At 67.2% G+C, this 17,070-nt stretch carries 12 protein-coding genes; 8 read left to right on the forward strand and 4 right to left on the reverse strand.

The genetic code is table 11. The annotated features are described in order from the left end of the window. Positions 1-162: 162 nt before the first annotated feature. From ACW175_RS13230 to ACW175_RS13245, 4 genes are all read left to right on the forward strand, one after another. A complete protein-coding gene (locus tag ACW175_RS13230) occupies positions 163-1,767 on the forward strand; it encodes a serine hydrolase (RefSeq protein WP_492100531.1) in 1,605 nt (534 codons plus the stop codon). Positions 1,768-1,780: 13 nt separating this feature from the next. After that, positions 1,781-2,581 carry a thiosulfate dehydrogenase gene (gene tetH, locus ACW175_RS13235; RefSeq protein ID WP_492100532.1) on the forward strand — a complete coding sequence of 267 codons (801 nt, stop codon included), beginning with the start codon at positions 1,781-1,783 and terminating at the stop codon, positions 2,579-2,581. A gap of 150 nt (positions 2,582-2,731) precedes the next feature. After that, entirely contained in the window at positions 2,732-3,217 is a 486-nt protein-coding gene (locus tag ACW175_RS13240; protein WP_492100533.1) for a Dps family protein, read from the forward strand. 27 nt (positions 3,218-3,244) lie between these two features. Continuing rightward, positions 3,245-5,503: a TonB-dependent receptor gene (locus tag ACW175_RS13245; RefSeq protein WP_492100534.1), complete on the forward strand. Its 2,259-nt coding sequence runs from the start codon at positions 3,245-3,247 to the stop codon at positions 5,501-5,503. Positions 5,504-5,545: 42 nt separating this feature from the next. On the opposite strand, the gene ACW175_RS13250 is transcribed toward ACW175_RS13245, so the two are convergent. Beyond that, a complete protein-coding gene (locus tag ACW175_RS13250; protein ID WP_492100535.1) occupies positions 5,546-6,721 on the reverse strand; it encodes a M48 family metalloprotease in 1,176 nt (391 codons plus the stop codon). A 446-nt stretch (positions 6,722-7,167) separates the two neighbouring features. On the opposite strand from ACW175_RS13250, the gene ACW175_RS13255 reads away from it, so the two are divergent. Then, positions 7,168-9,156 (forward strand): PAS domain-containing sensor histidine kinase, encoded by a 1,989-nt coding sequence (locus ACW175_RS13255; RefSeq protein WP_492100536.1) that lies wholly within the window; start codon positions 7,168-7,170, stop codon positions 9,154-9,156. Between the two features lie 76 nt (positions 9,157-9,232). Here ACW175_RS13255 and ACW175_RS13260 read toward each other — a convergent pair whose 3' ends face one another. Further along, the gene (locus tag ACW175_RS13260) at positions 9,233-11,398 is read right to left on the reverse strand and encodes an ATP-binding protein (RefSeq protein ID WP_492100537.1); all 2,166 of its coding nucleotides are present in this window, start codon (positions 11,396-11,398) and stop codon (positions 9,233-9,235) included. A gap of 191 nt (positions 11,399-11,589) precedes the next feature. Between ACW175_RS13260 and ACW175_RS13265 the strand changes: the two genes are divergently transcribed. From ACW175_RS13265 to ACW175_RS13275, 3 genes are all read left to right on the forward strand, one after another. After that, positions 11,590-12,960: an NAD-dependent succinate-semialdehyde dehydrogenase gene (locus tag ACW175_RS13265; RefSeq protein ID WP_492100538.1), complete on the forward strand. Its 1,371-nt coding sequence runs from the start codon at positions 11,590-11,592 to the stop codon at positions 12,958-12,960. Positions 12,961-13,053: 93 nt separating this feature from the next. Then, on the forward strand, positions 13,054-13,773 hold the full coding sequence (locus ACW175_RS13270; protein WP_492100539.1) for a hypothetical protein: 720 nt from the start codon (positions 13,054-13,056) through the stop codon (positions 13,771-13,773). 117 nt (positions 13,774-13,890) lie between these two features. Further along, entirely contained in the window at positions 13,891-15,486 is a 1,596-nt protein-coding gene (locus tag ACW175_RS13275; RefSeq protein WP_492100540.1) for an FAD-dependent oxidoreductase, read from the forward strand. A gap of 103 nt (positions 15,487-15,589) precedes the next feature. Here the strand turns inward: ACW175_RS13275 and ACW175_RS13280 are convergent, their stop codons facing one another. Then, entirely contained in the window at positions 15,590-16,390 is an 801-nt protein-coding gene (locus ACW175_RS13280; RefSeq protein ID WP_492100541.1) for an alpha/beta fold hydrolase, read from the reverse strand. A gap of 241 nt (positions 16,391-16,631) precedes the next feature. Beyond that, positions 16,632-17,069, reverse strand: coding sequence for a DsrE family protein (locus ACW175_RS13285; protein WP_492100542.1), 438 nt, complete (start codon positions 17,067-17,069; stop codon positions 16,632-16,634). Between the last annotated feature and the right edge of the window lies 1 nt (position 17,070).

Here is a 17,070-nt window from a genome sequence, read left to right on the forward strand (position 1 = left end):
ACATACCGCCGTATAGCTCCCCCCTTCCCCCGGATGATCGACGTCTGAGCGGCAAGGCTTCTAGCGTTCGAGCCTCGACATCGCGGCCTGGGATTTCCGGGTCGCCGCCTCGTCGGCGGCCGCTCAGCCTCCGCCGGCTCCCTCCATCCAATGGAAACGACCATGTCCCGCAGACTTCTAGTGGCGCTTGGCGCCGTCGCCCTGATGAGCACCTCGGCCCTGGCGCAGACCGCCCCTCAAGGCTTGCCGATCAAGCGCGGCGACGCGGCCCTGCAGAGCCACGGCGTCTATATCGACCAGATGGTCGCCGACTTCATCGCCAAGAACCAGCTGCCGGGTCTGACGATGGCGATCGTGCAGGCGCCCTACATTCCGCGCTCGGCCGGCTACGGCAAGACCAGCCTCACGCTCGACGAACTGGCCTCGACCAAGACGATGTGGAACATCGGGCCGATCACCCAGGCCTTCACGGCTGTCGCGGTGATGCAGCTGAAGGAAGAGGGCAAGCTCACCCTGTCGGACCCGATCGGCAGGTATGTCGAGGGTCTGCCAGCGGCCTGGGCCAAGGTGACCCTGCTGCAGCTGATGCAACACAGCTCCGGCATCGCCGACTATCGCCCCAAGCTAGACAACACCAAGCGCTATGCGCCCGGCCAGCTGCTGGATCTGGTTCGCCCCGAGCCGCTGGCGTTCAAGAGCGGGACCCAGGTGCGTCTCAGCGCGACGGACTTCACGCTCCTGGCCCTGGCCATCGAGCGCGCGAGCGGCATGTCCTATCACGACTACGTCTGGAAAAATCAGATCGAGCGCGAAGGCCTGACCAGCACCATGTTCGCCGAAGACATGGCGCAGAAGGCCGCCATCGATCGGCCCGCCCCCCTGCCGACCGACGATAACCAGCACTCGCGCTTCAAGTCGCAGGTTGACTTCATCAACCCGGTGGAGCCGGCGACCGGCTACCAGGACCTCGGCGGTCAGCTGGTGGCCACGCCGACCACGGCGGCGAGCAACCTCCTGGGCTTTGGCGACCTGTGGTCCTCGGCCGAGGACATCAGCAAGTGGGACATCGGCCTGGCCGGCTCGACGTTGATCAAGGACGCCGCCGACCGTGACGTCGTCTACAAGCCCACCAAGCTCGACAACGGCACGGTGGTGGCGGCCATGGCCGGCTGGGAGTTCACCCACCACCCGGGCTTCATGGAGATCAAGGGCGATGCGCCCGGCTTCAGCGCCTATCTCTCGCGCTTCACCGAGTCTTCCGAACTGGTCTGCGTCACGCTGCTGACCAACAAGGAAGGCGTCGACCTGACGGTCCTGGCCCGCGAAATCGCCGCGGCCTATCGGGCCGACCTTGGTCCGGCGGTCGATCCCAAGGACATCGTCGCCGAGGAGAGCAAGTTTGGTCCGGCCGAAACCGTGGCTCGGATCAAGGCGGACCTGACGGCGATGAAGACGCCGATCTTCGCCACCTTCGATCACGCCCAGAACGCGACCGAGGCCGGCCAGTCCCTGCGCCCGACCACGGTCATCGTCTTCGGCAACCCCAAGGTCGGCACCAAGCTGATGCAGCAGGATCAGGCCATCGGGCTGGACCTGCCGCTGCGCCTCCTGGTCTGGCAGGACGACATGGGCCGCACCTGGGTGGGTCGCCCCAATCTCGAGACGCTGACGGCGCGCTATGGCCTCAAGGACCCGGCCACGGCTCAGGCCATGACCAAGGCCCTCGAAGGCGTGAGCCGCCGCGCGGCCAACGTCTATAGCTACTGATCGGGAGGGCCACATGTTCTCCTCATCGCAACCGGCCAGCCGCCGAGCTCTGTTTCAAGCCCTCGGCGGCGCGGCGATCCTCGCCGCGGCAGCCGATCTATCTCCCGCCAAGGCCGCCGACATGGCGAGCGCGTCAGCGATTTCGGCCGGAGGCGGTCGATTGGCCGCCCTCGCCCGGCAGCTGGCCGCCGCGCCGCGGCGGCGCGGGTTCAACAGCGTTCCGTTCATGATCGACCGGGCCGAGCTGTGGGACCACGAGGCCGCCGCCGCGCTGCTGTCCTACGCCAACGGCCCACGGCAGGTTTGGGAAGCCACCGACATCGCCGCGCCTTGGCTCAATCTCATGCGGGAGTCGGTGAACGGCCAGGTCTTCGCCCATGGTCATCCCGATTTCATCGCCGTGGCCGCGGTCCACGGCGCCGCGCACCTGTCCCTCTTCAACCAGGCGCTCTGGGACAAGTACGGTCTGGCCGGCTCGACCGGCGGCAAGTTCGCGCGCAACGAGCTGATCGTGGAAAAGCCGGGCGTCTCGCCGACCGACAATCGCCAGAACGTCGATGGCTTCTACGGGCCGACCAACAACAACATCGTCTCGCTGCAGCGTCGCGGCGTGGTCTTCGTGGCCTGCCATGACTCGGTGCACGCCATCGCCCGGGGCCTTGCGGCCAAGCCTGGCGCCCTGTCAGCGGACGCCGATCTGATCGCCGCGGACCTGACCAACGGGCTGGTTCCTGGCGCGGTGCTGGTCCCCAGCGTGGTGGCCTTCCTCGCGGAACTGCAGCGCGCCGGCTACACCTACGCCAAGGGCGCCTGACGCGGTCGGCGGTCGGGCGCGAGCCTGGCCGCCGTCACGCCGTTCAAGCGCCCGCCTAAACCGGGGCCAGGCGACAACCTATACCCCGGTCTAGTTTCGGTGGTTGGGCCGACACGGCATGTCGGACGGTAAATCCCGCAAGGAGAGACCATGTCCGCCGCCTCCCTGTCCGCGCCCGACGCGGGCTCCAACGCGCTGGCCGCCGTCTCGGCGGGCCTGAATGCGCTGCTCGCCGACACCTTCGCACTCTATCTGAAGACCAAGAATTTCCATTGGCATGTGTCGGGTCCGCACTTTCGCGACTACCACCTGCTTCTGGACGACCAGGCCACGCAAATCCTGGCCCGCACCGATGAGATCGCCGAACGTGTTCGCAAGCTCGGGGCGACGACCCTGCGCTCGATCGGCGACATCCAACGGCGTCAGCGCCTGGCCGACAACGACCTTGAGGCCCTGGGCGCGGGCGCCATGCTCGAAGCCCTGTACGCCGACAATGTCGCTTTGGTCGCCAGCCTGCGGGAGCTGAAGGGCCTGGCCGACGTGGCCGTAGACAACGCCACCTCAGGTCTGGTGGATGTCTGGACCGACGAAGCCGAGCAGCGGGCTTGGTTCCTGCGCGAGGCTCTGGCGGCCTAGCCACACAACTCGGGGGAGGTTGTCGAGATGAGACTGCGTGACCATGGCCGGCTCGCCGGCGCGGACCGCCGCTCGGGTATCGCGTGTCTCATGAGCGCGGCGGGCGTCGCCACGGTCCTGGGCGGCGCGCCTCTGGCGAGGGCCGAGGCGCTTCCAGCAGCGGATCCGATCGCCAGCGCCCTCTCCCCCTTGGTCGTCACCGCTCAAAGGCGCCCCTCGACCGTGGTGGAGACGGACGCGGCGCTCTCGGCGTTCAGTCGCGCCGATCTTGAGGCCACCAACACGCGGACCTTCGAGGATCTCGCCCGCCTGGATCCGAGCGTGCAGCTGTCGGCCTATCAAGGCGAGATGCAGATCTTCGTGCGCGGCGTGGGCGCGGTCACCTTCATCGGCGGGTTTGACACCAGCGTGTCGGTTTCGCTGGACGGGGTCTACCTGTCGCGCCCCTCCGCGGTGGGCCCAGCCTTCTTCGATCTCGATCGCGTCGAAGTTCTCAAGGGCCCGCAGGGCGTGCTCTACGGGCGCAACGCCACCGGCGGAGCGATCAATCTGGTGACGCGTGGGCCGACACGGACCTGGACACGCGACGCGGCGCTGGGCGTGGGCGCCTACGACGCCGTCGAGGCCTTCGCCGCGGTCAGCGGTCCGCTGTCGGATGACCTCGCTCTCCGGATCGCGCTCGGCGCCAATCATCGCGACGGCTACACCAAGCTGGTGATGATCGGTCCAGGCGGCGCGCGTCGGATGACGGACGCGGAGGATCGCAAGGACGTCAATGCGCGCCTGCGCCTGGACTGGGCGCCAGGTGATCGGCTGACCGCAAGTCTTTCGGCCGACTACTACCGCGCCGACGATCGAGGCGTCGTCTTCCACGTCGCCGGCGCCGGCTACGACAATAGCCCCGCCTTCTCGGCCTGGATCGGCCAGGGCCTTGTCGGCCCGTTGGGCGAGCACACGCTCAATGCTTCGGTGCTCCCCTACAATCGCCCCGAAACCTGGGGCCTGGCGGGCAAGGTGACCTACGATCTGGGCGGAGCGACCCTGACCTCCTTGACCGGGCTGCGCCGGACCGAGCCCGAAAACTACACCGACATGTCCAACAGCACCGTGTTGGGCGAGTCGCAGTTCAAGGCCGAACGCGCCCGGCAGGTCTCACAGGATCTCCAGTTGGCGTCCTCGGGCGACACCCGCCTGACCTACCTGGCCGGCGCCTCGTACTTCCAAGAGCGCAACACCGTGCGCAACGAGTTCCAGTTCCCGTTCGTCGCCAGCCAGTTTGGGCTCTCGCCGTCGGCGGACTGCTGCGTGCTCAGGGCCAATGGACAGACGCGAACAGACGCCTGGTCGGCCTTTGGGGACATCGCCTACGCCCTGACCCCGAAGTGGCGCGCGAGCCTGGGCGGCCGTTACAATCACGAGCGTCGTGGCGGCTCCAACCTGCTGGACTACAAGGGCCTGCTGTCGATCAACGCCGCGCGCTTCGCGCCGGCCACGTTCGAGGGCTTCACACCGCGCGTGGCCCTGGAATTCCGCCCTGCCGCCGACCAGCTGCTCTATGTCTCGGCGACCAGGGGGTTCAAGGCCGGCGGCTTCAACATCGGCAGCGCCCAGAACACGCCCTACAGCCCCGAGATGGTCTGGGCCTACGAGCTTGGCGGCAAGCTTTCGGCCGCCCAGGGACGCCTGCGGCTGAACCTGGCCGCCTTCCACTACGACTACGCCGACCTCCAGGTTCAGGACGTGATCGCCAACAGCGTCATGATCCGCAACGCCGCGACCGCCAAGGTGGATGGGGCGGAGGCCAGCCTTGTCGCCCGCCCGCGACCCTTCCTGGCCTTGGACGCGGCCGCGACTTGGCTGGACGCGCGCTTTGATCGCTACGACACCGTCAACACCAAGACCCCGGCGCTGGGCGTCCTGAACCTGTCAGGCAATCCCCTGCCCCAAGCGCCGCGTTTCAAGGCGCATGCCGGCGCGGAAGCCAGCTGGTCAGCCGGTCAGGCCGGGCGCTTGCGGTTGCGAGGCGACGTCAACTGGCAGGGCCGGGTCTACTTCTCCGCCTTCAAGGATCCGCGCGCCACCCAGGCTGGCTTTTGGTGGCTGAAGGCCCGCGCGACATGGAGCCCGGCCAACCGCCCCTACGAGATCGCCGCTTTCATCGACAACATCACCAACGTTCAGGTGTTCACCAACGTCTCGATCACCGGCGACCTCGACGGCTCGCGCGCGCTGGGAAACATGGCTCCGCCGAGGATCTTCGGGCTTCGCTTCAGCTACAGCCGTTGACCGGGCAAGCCGCCGCCGCGGTGCAAACGGCCCCGGCTCCCCTCAGGAGCCGCCATGTCGGACCTTCCAGTCCAAGGCGTTGGCGATCCTGTGGGCGATGCTCGGGTGATCATAGAACAGCGCCTCTTCCAGCGCCGAAGGCGAGGCGGCGCGATAGTCGGCCGATTTGAGCAGCGCGCCGATCAGGGCGTCGGGATCCCCGACCCTGGCCAGGCTGTAGTTGTCGGCGTCCATCTCGATCGCGCGCTGGATGGTGTTGACCAGGGGCGAGCCGATGAGGGTGAGACTGGCGGCCAGCGCGATGACCACCGGGTACCCCGCGGGATCGGCGAGCTTGGCGCTCGCAACACCCATCCACCGCGCCGCTGGCGCATAGAGGCGATCGATCGCCCAGAACCCCAGAGCAAATATCAAGGTCAGCGCGCCGGTCAGAATGGCCAGGTGGCCATGCTTGTAGTGGCCGATCTCATGGCCGACCACGGCGCGCACCTCCGCCAGGCTCGCGCCCTTCTGGAACATTACGTCGCTCATGGCGATCTGCTCCGTCCCGCCCAACCCCGAAACGCTGGCGGTGAAGCGGTTGGACTGTCGAGAGCCGTCATAGACCACGATGCGCGCCTGCGGCGCACCGGTCGAACGGGCCAGGTCGGCGACGGCTTGCCGGATCGGACCGGCGGGCGCGGGCTGATAGTGGTTGAAGATGGGCAGCAGCACCACGGGCGCGACCATCAACGCCACGGCGCTGAAAAGCCCGGCCAAGCCGCTCGCCCAAAGGGGCCACCAGCGGCCGGCGCGTCGCACCAATGCATAGACGCCCACGAAGAAGAGGCCGCTGAAGAGCGCTGAAATCACGGCATTAATCGCGCCCTGGCTCACCCAATCGCCATAGGACTGGCGCGACAGGCCGTAGGCGACTTCCCGCCCCCAATCGGCATAGCTCGACCACGGCAGACCCAGCAGCCAGCGCGCCAGGGAAAACAGCGCCACGATGACGAAGACGGCGAGATTGCGCCGAGGCCGCGCTGCGCCCAATCGCTGGTCCAGGCGCTCGAGCAGGCCCGAGCGGATGGTCAGCCAGCAGATCGCCAGGGTGACGAGCCAAGACCACAGCAACAGCCAGTGCCCGCCCTGGGTGTAGGCCTGGGCCTTGACCTGCAGGGCGACTGGAAGTCTCGCCAGATAGTCGGCCGTCGTGAGCGTGGCGCTTGGTGTTGGCAAATCGATCGTCCCTTGCTGCAAAGGCGCGACGCGCGGCAGCCGGCCAGACCCTCGCCTTAGGCGGCCAGCGCGCCAGGGCGAAGCCATACGATAGTATGGCCCAAGGCTCCTGGGGAGCGGCGCCCGTGCTTGTTGGGGGGAGGCTGCACAGGCGCCGCTGGGTGGTCGTCGGCGGCGGGACCAACGACGCCAGTCCATCTAGGGTTATCGCCTGCCGACCGACAACTATACGGCGGTATGCTTGGCCTGGACCGGGGTGGGTGTGGACCGGATCGAACCTTAGCTTTTCTTTCGCACGGGGGACGTGGGCGGGCTTCAGGCGCTGCCAGGTCCACGGGCGCGCGAAGGGGCGAGCGCTTGTGCTGGCGCGATTTTCGGCGCGCCGGCCTTTGCCTGCCTGACATCGGGCGCGTACCGGCCAGACGCCTCACCCTCGCGCGTCGGCGGTGGCGAACCAGCCTTCGATAAGCTCAATGCTGAAACCGTGCGTTCGCGGCGGCCTTGAGGGCAGTATTCCCGACGCCATCAACCTGGGTTATCTCGACGAGATGGATCAGCAGCCAAGCAAACTCTACTCGGCAGGCGAGACGGCGCGGCCAGCCCCCTCTCGACGTCGGCTCAGGGCGAAGCTCTTCGGACTGGTCGCGATCTTGGTCGTCGGCGCGGGTCTCATCGCCTGGATCGGGCCAGAGCGCCTTTCCCGCGGCGGGCTGGCGCAAGGCCTCGTCGCGCTGCTGGTGCTGGGGCTCGTGGCCGCGCTGGTGGCTCAGCGCCTGCATATGCGCAGGATCCAGCATGAGCTGGAGCGCAGCAAGGCCCACACCCAGCTCGTGGCCGATTCAGCGCCCCAGGTTCTCTGGCAGGGCCTGCCCGATGGCCGCGTGACCTTCATGAACCTTCGTTGGACGGAGATCACTGGCGCTTCTGTGGAGGACGGCATCGCCGACGACGGATGGGCCTGGCAGCACTGGTTCCATCCCGAAGATCGCCAGGGCCTTCTGGACGACTGGGAGCGCGCGAGGACGACGGGGCAACGGTTCGATTCCTATCGCCGCCTGCTGCATGCCGACGGCGCCTATCGCTGGCTGCAGATCACCGCGCGTCCGATCCGCTCCGCCGATGGCGACATCGTGCGCTGGTACGGCGTGTCGACCGACATCCATGCCGAGATGCAGGCCCAGCTGAGCGTGCGAGCGCTCAATCAGACCCTCGAGCAACGCGTCGAGGAACGGGCGCGCGACCTGGCGGTGAGCGAACGCCGTTACCGCTCGATCTTCAAGCAGTCGAACGTGGCCATGATCGAGCAGGACGTGTCGCAATTGCTCGCGGCGCTGAAGCAAGGCCAGGAACAACATGGCGAGCGCCTCCCCGCCTGGCTTGGCGACCACCCCGACGAAGTCGACGCCCTGCGGCACATGATCGTGGCGGTCGACGCCAACCCCGCGGCGACGCGATTGCTGCAGGAGAGCCGCGAGCGGCTGTTGTCGGATCGGCCGCCCAGCCTGATGGGGGTCGTGGCCTTCACCGATTTCCTGGTCGCCCTGATCGAAGAGCGTGTCGACGGGTGGGAACAGATGATCGAGATGCTGACGTCGAACGGGACGGTCGTGCGGGCCTTATGCAGCGCCAGTCTTCTCGAAAGCGATGAAGACCGCACGCGCATCATGTTGGCGATGGTCGATGTCACCGACCGCGAGCAGACCCGCGAGCGGCTGATGGAAGCGCATGAGGAACTGGCCCGCGCCAACCGCGCGCTGACGATGGGCGCGTTGTCGATGTCCCTGGCGCACGATCTTGGGCAACCGATCAGTGCCATTTCGATCGACGCGGTCACGGGTGAACGCTTTCTCCGGCGCGATCCGTCGAATGTCGAAGGCGCGGGTCAGGCGTTCCAGCGCATCAACGCCAACGCCCAGCGAGCGGGCGATCTGTTGCGCCGAACCCGCGAACAACTGGTCCGTCGTGAGCGGGCGATCGAAAGCGTGAACCTGCGTGAGGTCCTCGAAGACTGTGTGAGTCTGACCGAACGCGAGTTCCGCTCCAGCAACTGTCAGGTCGATGGGCTTTTCGAGGAGGCCGAGGTCTGGGTGGCTGGCGACCGCGTCGAGTTGCGGCAGGTGGTGATCAACCTGCTGCTCAACGCCTTGCATGCCGCCAGCAACGGCAACGCCAATGATCGCACGGTCACCTTGGAGCAGCGCCGCGAGGATGGCTGGACCGTGGTCGAAGTCCGCGATCGCGGCCAGGGACTCCCGGAGGGCATGGCCGAGCGCGTCTTCGAGCCGCTCGTCTCCAGCAAGCCCGGCAGCATGGGCATGGGCCTGGCGATCTGCCGCAATATCATCGAGGGCTTCGGCGGAACCCTGACCGCCCGGGACAATCCAGGCGGAGGGGCGATCTTCGCATTTCGCCTGCCGCCGGTGGCGTCGAACTAGTGTCGCGCGGGCTTGGCCAGCACGCGTCAGGTCTCAGCAGAGGGGTCGCGCAGCGCTCCAAGCCGTTTTGAGGCCCCTACTGCAGGTCGTGAGCCGGCAGCCAGATCGCGAAGCTGGCGCCGCCCGCATCCAGATTGCGCACGCTCAACTGGCCGCCATGGCGATCGACAATCGAGCGACAGACCGAAAGCCCGATACCCAGGCCATCGCTGCGGGTGGTGCGGAAACTCTCGAAGACCCGTTCCAGATCGCCCTCGTCGATGCCGGGTCCATTGTCCTCGATGATCGCGCTGACACCCTGGTCCAGAGCCCTCAAACGGATCGTCACGCGAGGCTCGGCGGTCTTGGCGCCGATCATCGCCTGCTGGGCGTTGAGCACCAGATTGAAGATGAGCTGCTGCAGCTGAACCCGGTCGCCTTCCACCGACGGTAAGGTCTTGGCCGCCGTCAGGCGCACGTCCACGCCATTGATCTCCAGTTCGTGGGAGAGGAACGCGATGGTTTCGCGGGCCACCTTGGCCAGATCGAGGACCTCGGTGTGGAAAGGCGCTCTGCGGGCCATGTCACGGACGTTCTTGACGATGCCGCCCGCGCGCTCGGCGCTTTCGATCATCCGCGCCAGGAGATCGCGGACCGTGTCGAGATCGGTGGTCTCGCGTGAGAGCCAGCGCCGCGCCGCCACGCCGCGCGTGACGATCGCGCTGATGGGCTGGGCGACTTCATGGGCCAGGGAGGCGGTAAGCTCCCCCAACATCGCCACGCGCGCGGCGTGGGCCAGTTCGGCCTGCATGGTGCGGACAGCTTCGCGGGCGCTGGCCTGCTCGGAGATGTCGATCATCCCGACGAAGCTCGTTCCCTGGAGGCGCAATTCCGGTGGCGCGATCGTGAACCACAGGCACGGCACCAGCCCACCATCCAGCCGCCCGACCAGGAGTTCGGTCTGGAAGGCCGGTTCGTTGCGGATGCCCGCTTCGAGGACGCCGCGTAGGGCCCGAACGTGATCGGGGGTCCGAACCCACTCAACGGGTCCCAGAAGATCGGCCTTGGTCGTCGCGCCCATCAACCGGACGGCGGCCTGGTTGGCGTCGACGCAGAGGATGACCTTCTTGGCTCGGTCGACGAACTCTGGATGCTCGGCGACATAGACCGCCGGGTCGTAGCCTTCAGCGCGGATCTCGGCGAACAGCCGATTGATCTCCTTGGTCTCGAAGCGGAAGAACGCCACGCCGCTGGACTCGAAAAGCGTCCGGTAGCGGTTTTCGCTCTCGGTCAGCTCCCGGATGGCGCGGTTCTGGGCGTCGATGTCGATAAATCCGACCAGGGCTCGTCCGCCGCGGCTCGTCTCGGCGGGAAAGGCGGTCGTGAAGATGACGTCGAACTCGCTGCCATCGGCCCGCCGCATCCGCGTCTCGGCGACATAGCAGGGCTTGCGGCTCATCGCCGCCAGAAGACCCTTCCAGAAATGCACGCAACTGTCGTCCGGCCAGAACCGGGAGATGTCGCTGAGGTCGGCTTTTGGATCGCCCGCGCCGAAGAGCTCGACGCTGCGGGCGTTGACCTCGACGACCTTCACCTGCCGTTGAAGCCAGCGGACATAGTCGAGATTGGCCGCGAAATAGCCGGCCATATCCTTCTCGCCCTCGGCGATTTTCTGTCGGATCGACCGGGTGACTTCGCTGAAGTCGAGATCCCAGAAGCCAACCGCCATGGCCTGGAAGAGATTGATATTGCGGTCGGAGGCTTCCTTGATGGCGGCTTGCTCGGCGGTGACATCCCGCGCGGCGTCCATGATCCAGGCTTTATCGCCTAGAACAACGCGGCTGATCTTGGCCTCGAGGGTCACGCTCGCGCCCTCGCCGTTCGAACGCGTCACCGCGCCTGTCCAGGCCTTGCCCGCGCCAAGCATCGCCTCGACGCCTGACGGCCGCACGCCCAGAATGTCTGCGGCGGATCTGTCTTCCAAGGCCCGCTCGGGGCGTCCGTACAGCGCCTGGGCCACCTGGTTACAGGCCCTTATCCGACCTTCATCGTCGCAGAGCACGACAGCTTCGCTCAAGCCCTCAAGCGCGCCGGCAAAGGCCTCTAGATCTAGCAACTCGGATTTGCTCCCTGGTGGCCGGCTCGCGACGGCAACCTCGCCCTTAGACCACAGCCAAGGGCGCGCCTCAAACGACCCGACCTCACGCCGACACGCGTCGAGCGACGGACAACCGCGGGTCCTCGCGCCCGGCCCGCCGACCACTATGCCCGCGGACGTTTGCGGTCGCCACCTAGACGCCGGGATAGGCGCCCGATCCGGGTCCGCCTGTGTAGGGGCCGGCCGTCAACCCCTACCAAGGTGGGCGTCTCCCCGCACCGTGGGCCAGCTTTCGGCGCGCGCGAGGGTGGACGACAAGGCAGGCCAGACATTTGCCCGCCCAAAGGATCCGGCTCATGGCCTATCGCTCGATCAATCCCTTCACCGAACTGCAGGTCGCCGATTTCGACACCCTGCCCGATACGGCGATCGCGCCGCTCTTGGCCCGGGCCGACCAGGCCTTTCGCCAGGATTGGAGCCTGAGATCGCTGGAAGCGCGGGCGGCGGTCTTGCACCGCGCTGCGGACGTTCTGGCCGCCCGTCGCGAGGAGATCGCCCGGATCATGACGATCGAGGTCGGCAAGCTGCTGGGCGAGAGCCTGCGGGAGGTGGATTTCTGCGCCGGGGTGTTCCGCTACTACGCCGATGCGGGCGCGGCGATGCTGGCGCCGCGTGAGGTCCAGTCCAGCCGCGGTCGCGCGGTGATCGAGACCTCGCCGCTCGGGTTGATCTTTTGCATCGAGCCCTGGAATTTTCCGATCTACCAGCTGACGCGGGTGGCCGCGCCCAACCTGATGGCGGGCAATACCCTGATCGTGAAGCACGCCTCCAACGTGCCCCAGTGCGCGCTGGTGTTCGAAACGGCCTTGCGCGACGCCGGCGTGCCGGACGGGGCCTATCTCAACGCCTTCATTTCCCAGGATCAGGCCAAGACAATCATCGCCGACAAGCGGGTGCGCGGCGTGGCCCTGACGGGCAGCGAGCGGGCCGGCGCCAGCGTGGCGGCCAGCGCGGGTCAGGCCCTGAAGAAGAGCACCATGGAGCTGGGTGGCAGCGACCCGTTCATCGTGCTCGATGACGCCGACCTGGACCTGGCGGTCAAGCTCGCCATCGGCGGGCGGATGTTCAACGCCGGTCAGGCCTGCAACGGCGCCAAGCGCTTCATCATCGCCGAGGCGCTCGCCGACGCCTTCTACGCCGCCTTCACCCAAGGGCTGGCCGCGCTGAAGCTCGGAGATCCGATGGACCCGGAGACCACCTTGGCGCCCCTGTCCAGCCAGGCGGCGCTAGACGGCGTGCTCGCCCAGATCGATCGCGCCGTCGAGGCCGGCGCGGTCCTGCAGATGGGCGGCGTGCGCGCCTGCCAACCGGGCTTCTTCCTGCAACCGACGATTCTGACCAATGTCGAGCCGGACAATCCTGCCTATCACGAAGAGTTCTTCGCGCCGGTGGCCCAGATCTTCCGTGTCCCGAACGACGAGGCGGCCATCGCCCTGGCCAACGACTCCGACTTTGGCCTTGGCGCCACGATCATCTCGTCCGACATGGCCCGCGCCAGCAAAATGGCCGCGCGCCTGGAATGCGGCATGGTCTGCATCAACGAGACGGGCGTCTCTGCGCCGGATCTGCCGTTCGGTGGGGTGAAGAACTCCGGCTACGGCCGTGAGCTTTCCGACTACGGGATCCAGGAGTTCGTGAACAAGAAGATGATCAAGTACCCGACCTGAACCGCCGGAGGAGGGAGCCCTACCTCGGTATAGTGTCGCGGCCCCCTAGGAAATCCTATCAGGACAAATCTTATCTCTTTGAGGAGCCTGGCCATGGAAGCCTTGATCAAGACCATTCTGGACGCCCATGGCGGCCTGGAACGCTGGAAGACGTTCAGCAGCCTGAGTGCGCGTCTGGCGCAGGGCGGCGCCCTGTGGAGCCTGAAGGGCAAGGCCGGCGTGCTGGACGACACGGTGGTCACCGTGGGTCTGCGCGGCGAACACGCCTCGCACCATCCCTTCGGCAGCGCGGAACGCAAATCCGATTTCACGCCGCACAAGGTCGCCCTGCTCACGCCCGACGGCCAGATCCTCGAAGAGCTGGCCCAGCCGCGCGCCTCCTTCGCCGGCCACACCCTGGAAACGCCGTGGACCGACTTGCAGCTGGCCTATTTCGCCGGCTGCGCCATGTGGACCTATCTCAACATGCCGTTCCTGCTGGCGGCACCGGGCGTGACCTCGCAGGAGCTCGCCCCGTGGACGGAGAACGGCGAGACCTGGCGCCGGCTGGCCATCACCTTCCCGGCGGACATCGCCACCCACAGCACCCGGCAGACGATCTATGTCGGCGAGGATGGTCTGCTGCGCCGCCACGACTACGACGTCGAGATCGCCGGGGACACGCCCGGCGCCCACTACATCAGCGACTACGTCGAGGTCCAGGGCCTGAAATTCCCGACCAAGCGGCGCATCTTCCCGCGCGGGCCGGACGGCCAATCGATGCCCGAGCCGTTGGTCGTGTCCATCGACCTCTCCGACATCACGCTGACCTGAGCGCGAGGGCGGCCTGTGACGCGACCCGAGGACCAAGACCCGATGGCGCCCGCCTCGCCGCCCCCGCGCCCAAGCGCGCCTCATCCGCGTGAGGCGCAGATTTTCCCGCGCCTGCCGATGGACGTCATCGCGCGCCTGAGGCCTTACGGCGTCGAGGAAACGCCAAGCGAAGGGGCGGCGCTGTTCACGCGCGGCGATCGGAGCGTGGATTTCTTCGTCGTGCTCGAAGGCGCGATCGCCCTGGAGGACCCGGACCAGGCTGGGTCTGCGGTCTTCCGCGTCTTCGAACCGGGCCAGTTTTCCGGCGAGGCGCACCTCTTCAACGACCGCGCGGTGCTGATCACCGGCCGCGCCGGTCCGGCGACCCGCGTCCTGCGCCTGCCGCGACACGACTTCCAACGGATGGTGGCCAACGAGGCCGACATCGGCGAGATGATCATGCGCTCGGTCATCCTGCGCCGCGTCGAGCTCATGGCCACCGGTTATGGCGGTACGACGTTGATCGGCGCGCCCCATGCGGCCGACACGCACAGGATCCGCGCGTTCCTGACCCGCAACCACCACCCCTACCGCCTACTCGACATTGACACCGACCCGGCCGCCGCCGCGCTCCTGGACGACCTGACCTTGGGGGTGGAGGACCTTCCCCTGGTGCTGGCGCCAGGCGGCGGGGTTTTGCGCAATCCCACCACGCCACAGCTGGCGTCCACCCTGGGTCTCGACAGCATTTTGAGCGCGGAGGCGATCTTCGATGTCGCCATCGTCGGCGGCGGACCCGCGGGCCTTGCCGCGGCCGTCTATGCCGCCTCCGAGGGATTGACGACGGTCATCGTGGAGGCCGAGGCCCCGGGCGGCCAGGCCGGGACCAGTTCGCGGATCGAGAACTATCTGGGCTTTCCAACCGGGATCAGCGGCGAGGCCCTGGCCGGCCGAGCTTTTGTGCAGGCCCAGAAGTTTGGGGCGCGGCTGGCGATCTCGCGACCCGCGACGAGCCTGGACTGTTCGTCGAGGCCGTTCGTCATCGGGCTAGGGTCCGACGGCGAGGCCATCCGCGCCAAGAGCGTGGTGGTGGCCACCGGCGCGCGATATCGCCGGTTGGCGCTCGAAGGCTATGCGGCGCTGGAAGGGCGCGGCGTCTACTATGCCGCCACGCCGATGGAAGCCCAGCTCTGCATGGACCAGGAGGTCATCGTCGTGGGCGGCGGCAATTCGGCCGGCCAGGCGGCGGTGTTCCTGTCACGGACCTGCCGGCACGTTCACGTGCTGGTCCGCGGCCCCAGCCTTGCCGCGACAATGTCCGACTATCTGGTGCAGCGCATCGCCAACAGCCCCTCGATCACCCTGCACCCTTACACCGAAGTCACGGCCGTCGAGGGCGAGGGCTATCTTTCGCACGTCACCTGGACACAGCGCCTGACGGGCCAATCCGATCGCCGCGCGGTGGGCTGCCTGTTCGTGATGATCGGCGCCGAACCCAACACCGACTGGCTTGAGGGCTGCGCGCCGCTCGACGCCCAAGGTTTCGTGCTGACCGGCCAGGCCGAGCCCGATGCGGGCCTATTTTCACCCTACGCCACCGCCTTGCCAGGGGTGTTCGCGATCGGCGACGTGCGCTCCGGCTCGGTCAAGCGCGTGGCCTCCGGCGTCGGCGAAGGCTCTGTGGTGATCTCCGCCGTGCATCGCTATCTGGCCGCCAACGACGCGGCCCTTTAGCGCCAAGCAAGCGCCCTCGCGTCTGCCTCCCCCTCCCCTCGGAGTCCGCATGCGCGTGCGTCGCGATGAACGAGCGCGACGCACGCCGCGCTCGTCGCTTCGTCTAGCTTAGGAAGCGGGAGACCTCGCCGGCGAAGGCCTCGGGATATTGGAACAGGAATGCGTGGCCGGCGTCGGGATAGAGCACCAGCCTGGCGTCGGGCGCTTCCTGGGAAATGATGTAGGAGCGGTAGGCCGGGATCATGACGTCGTGGGCGCCGTTGGCGACCAGGACCGGGAGGGTCAGCTGGGCCAGGCGATCGCGTACGCCGGGCGAAGCGCCGATCGCCCTCAGTTGCCCCAGGAACGCCGGACCGGTGACGGCCGGCACGCGCTCGCTCACGCTCGCCAGACGCGCCAGATGGGCGCGGCCGGCCGCGCGGCTGGTGTCGCTGTCGGCGAAGAACAGGAAGAGGAAGTCTTCCTCGTCGTTCTGGCGATGAGCCATGGTCTCGCGAACCTTCGGGTGCGGCTCGGGGCCTTCGGCGGCTCCACCGGGCCCTGACCCGGCGATAATCAGGCGCCGGATACGTTCGGGCGCCTTGAGGGCCAGATGCTGGGCCACAAAGCCCCCAAGCGACCACCCCATCAGGTCGACCCGCTCCAAGCCGAGCGCGTCCAGGAAGGCCAAGGCGACGTCGGCCATGCCCTCCAGATCGTCGGGAACCACGCCTTCGGATCCGCCGATGCCGGCGTTGTCGACGCGGATGACTTTGCGCTCGGCCGACAGCAGCGCGATCAGCTTGGGATCCCAGTCATCCAGGGTGCCGCGGAAGCGTTGGAGCAGCACCAGCGGGAGCCCCTCCCCGGCGCCATCGACGCGATAGGCCAGCCGGCCATGCTGTGTGTCTACATATTCAAGCATCAGGGATCTCCGGTCGATCGCGGCTGTGGATTTCAGCGCGTATCCCGATGCTGACGAACAGGCGGAGGTCTGTGCAGCTAGACGACGGTATGGGCCTAGGCGCGGCCCCTTCTGGCGCTGTCCATCGAGGTCCCCTATCTCGCCGCGGTCGCGGTTGTCGCCCTTCGAGGTCAACGCGACGCTGGCTGGCTTGCCTCGGATCGCCGGAGGGCGACCCGAGGCAAGCGCCACCGTGGGCAGGCTACTCGCTGATCTTCACGAAGCCTTGCTGCACCAGCTGGATCGTACGCGCCATCGCATCGAGGTTGATCTTGATATCGGGGAGCAGATCGGCGTTGCCCCATCCGTTGACCTTGGCGGTAGCGCCGCAGAGCTCGATCTTGGCCCCGCTGGCCATGACCCCGGCGACAAGGCCCTTGTAAGGATTGCCCGTGTCGATGTTGCGCGACCTGTTGTAGGCCTCATCGTTTAGCGTCACGTGGCCGGCGTTGGTGTGGAAGACGGCGATGATCTCGGCTTGCGCCTTCCAGTCGGCGACGTCGCCCAGGATGAGCTGTAGGTGGAAAATCGCAGCGGGAAGATCACCTTCAAACTGCAGGGCGCCGATACTGTGAACCGATTTGACGTGGTCCATGCGGACCGGAATATCGATGGTGAGGCCTTCGGGGATTTGCGGCACG

It is taken from the genome of Caulobacter sp. FV1ye6ST (assembly GCF_058681225.1).